Genomic DNA, 3,115 nt, shown 5'->3' on the forward strand with positions numbered 1-3,115 from the left:
CCTTAGCTTGACGTTTAACCTCGCAGGTCACCCGTCCTGCTGACCTGTGGTTCTTCCTGGGACAGCAGGAACGGCCGTTCTCCACGCTTCGAGATGTCGAGTCACGAAATGCGAGAGAACGGCCGCTGCCCATGAGTCTCCCCGTTGATGTGCCCGGACGTGAAGCGTTGGACGTGTTGTCCCGCTTTCGGGTCGAGTTCTACGACTGCTTGTACGCCCGTGCGGACACGCTCTTCGAGCTCACCGATGCGGTGCTGTGTGCGGACGGGCCGGTGAAGACCCTGGTCGAACTGTCGCTGGCCGCCGAGCACCAGCGCGGGCACGGTGCCCTGTACGCGGCCCTGGACCGGGGCTGGATCGAGCCGACACGACTACGCCGCGCCCTGGCAGGCCTTCCGCTGCCGAGGGCGGCCGACGGGCGGATCGTGCTTGCAGTGGATGTGTCGCACTGGCTGCGACTCGACGCGCCCACCAGCGACGACCGGCTGTTCTGCCACGTCTACGGACGCGGAGACCGCAGCACCGACCAGTTCATTCCCGGCTGGCCCTACTCCTTTGTCGCCGCCCTGGAGACCGGCCGCACCTCCTGGGTCGCTCTCCTGGACGCGGTCCGTCTGGGCCAAGCGGACGACGCCACTCAGGTCACCGCCAGCCAACTCCGAGAAGTTGTCGGCCGATTGATGGCTGTCGGGCACTGGCGGCCGGGCGACCCCGACATCCTGATCGTCATGGACAGCGGCTATGACGTCGCCTACCTCTCCCACGCCCTGACAGACCTGCCGGTCGTCCTGGTCGGGCGCCTGCGCTCGGACCGCGTCATGCTCCGCGATCCGGGACCCGCCCGGGTTGGACCGAAAGGCGGGCGACCCCGCAGGCACGGCGGCGTCCTGACCTTCGCCAAGCCCGACACCTGGCACCAGCCCGACACCACCACATCCACGGACACCACCCGCTACGGCAAAGCAAAAGCGACGGCTTGGAACAGGATGCACCCCAGACTCGCCCACCGCGGTCCTTGGCTCAACCACGCTGACTAGGAACTACCCATCCTGCACGGCACGTTGCTTCGCCTGGAGGTCGAGTACCTGCCAGGCGACCGCGAGCCGAAACCCGTCTGGCTGTGGGTCTCGGCTACCGACGCCACACCCGCGGAAGCGGACCGCTGGTGGCAGTCGTTCCTCCGTCGTTTCGACCTCGAGCACACCTTCCGACTGATGAAGCAAACCCTCGGCTGGACCGCCCCGAAGATCCGCCACTCGGATACCGCCGACCTGTGGACCTGGCTCATCGTCGCCGCTCACACCCAGCTCCGCCTCGCCCGACCCCTCACCGAGGACCTACGCCGGCCCTGGGAACGACGCACCGAACCCCGTCGCCTCACCCCAGCCCGCGTCCGCCGCGGGTTTCGCAACCTCCGAGCGACGGCGGCGAGGCTGTCGCATGACTTCCCCCGGCCGGGTGTCAAGAGCGATTCGTTGTTCGGTTCCTGCTTCCGGGCAGGCCTCGGATTCTTGGTTCGTGGGGCGGAACTTCCTGGTGTGCGACCGTGAAGGTGATCTCGAGATGCCGCGGAGTGCACGGGAGTGGTTGCCGCCCGGTCACCTGTGCTGGAGAGTGCTCGACGTCGTCGAGGAACTCGATCTTTCGGCGTTCGAAAACGGCTACCGCGCCGACGGGCAGGGAGGCGCCGCCTACCCGCCGGTGACCCTGGTCGCGCTGCTCCTGTACTGCTACAGCAAGGGCATACGCTCCTCCGCCGCATCGAGCAGGCCTGCTGGGACGATGTGGGCTGCCGGATCATCACCGCGAACCGCGGGGTCGACCACTCCACCGTCGCGCGGTTCGTCCGACGTCATCGCGACGCCTTGAAGAAGCTGTTCCTGCAGGTGCTGGCCTTGTGCGGCCGACACGGCCTGGTGGACCTGTCGGCAGTGGCCGTGGACGGCTCGCCGATGGAGGCTAACGCTTCCCGCGATTCCAACCAGCAGTTGCCTCGCCTGGAAGCTGTCATCGTCCGGTGCGAGAGCGAGATCAACGCGCTCATGGATGACGCGGGCGACCACGCACGACGCGTCGAAGCCGACGACGGCGCGGGAGCGGAGGGCGACGCCCGCGACGATGGGCTCCGGCTTTCGCGGCTGAGTGACCTGCTCAGCCGGGCCCGCACAGCCAGGGACAGACTCTATGAGCGGGCCCTGCCCTCGGCCAATGAGATCAGGATCAAGGTCGAAGCCGCGGAACGGATCGTGGCTCGGGCACAGAAGCGGCTCGCCGCGGAGACAGCGGCCCACCAGGAGAAACTGAGGAAGTACCAGTCCCGGGCCGAGGCCGACCGGGCGGCAGGTCGCCGCGGCGCCAACGGCCGACCGCCCGTCCCCATGGAACACAAGACCGTCCTCACGCGGCAGTGGGCCCGTCTCGCGAAGGCGATCGCGCACCTGGAGCGCGCACGCAACCCCCGGCCGGAACCCTCACCGACTTCCCGCGCAAGCCTCAGCGATCCGGACTCGCGGCTGCTGCCGGGCAAGCACGGCGGCTACCTGCAGGGATACAACCTGCAGATCGCCTGCGCACGGCGGCAGATCATCTTGGCCATCGAAACGCACGACAACCCCTCAGACTGCACGGCCCTGGTCCCCATGGTGAAGCAGATCCAGGACAACCAGCGGGCCGCCGGACTCCCCGGCGACATCCAACTCTGGCTCGCCGACAGCGGATACGCCTCCGCCACTTCCTTCGAGACCCTCGCCGATCTACCACTGCTGGTCTCGGTCACCAGCGAAGCCGATCAGGCGGGTTTCCCCGCAAAGCGCCGGCAAGCTCGAGCCGGCCACCAGGCCATGGCCGCTCGCCTGGCCACCCCAACCGGCCGAGCCCAGTACCGGCAGCGCAGTGCCCTGGTCGAGCCGGGCTTCGCCCAGCTCTTTCAACGGTTCGGCCGACACCTCAACTACCGTGGCCACCGTGCCGTCGACACCGAGATCAAGCTCCTCGGCACCGTCCACAACCTCAACAAACTCCTCGCCGGCACCACAAAATCGCGCTCTTGACACCCGGCCGGGGGAAGTCATGCGACAGCCTCCGGCCCATCCTGCGGCCGCACCGAAACCCACAC

The 3,115-nt window shown here is 67.9% G+C and carries 2 protein-coding genes and 1 pseudogene; all 3 read left to right on the forward strand.

All coding sequences use genetic code 11. The features are described from left to right. Positions 1-131: 131 nt before the first annotated feature. Positions 132-1,421 (forward strand): annotated as a pseudogene (locus ACRWND_RS30505) (NF041680 family putative transposase); the annotation flags it as partial. 142 nt (positions 1,422-1,563) lie between these two features. Next, positions 1,564-1,869 (forward strand): hypothetical protein, encoded by a 306-nt coding sequence (locus tag ACRWND_RS30510; protein WP_431955165.1) that lies wholly within the window; start codon positions 1,564-1,566, stop codon positions 1,867-1,869. Next, entirely contained in the window at positions 1,866-3,050 is a 1,185-nt protein-coding gene (locus ACRWND_RS30515) for a transposase (RefSeq protein ID WP_431955167.1), read from the forward strand. Before ACRWND_RS30510 ends, ACRWND_RS30515 begins: the two co-directional genes overlap by 4 nt. Positions 3,051-3,115: the final 65 nt, after the last annotated feature.

This window comes from Actinacidiphila sp. bgisy167 (assembly GCF_965342175.1).
Taxonomy (GTDB): Bacteria; Actinomycetota; Actinomycetes; order Streptomycetales; family Streptomycetaceae; genus Actinacidiphila.

What these genes read in the sequence shown, in the direction of transcription:
- ACRWND_RS30510 (WP_431955165.1), top strand. Translation starts at nt 1,564, where the DNA reads ATGCCGCGGAGTGCACGGGAGTGGTTGCCGCCCGGTCACCTGTGCTGG.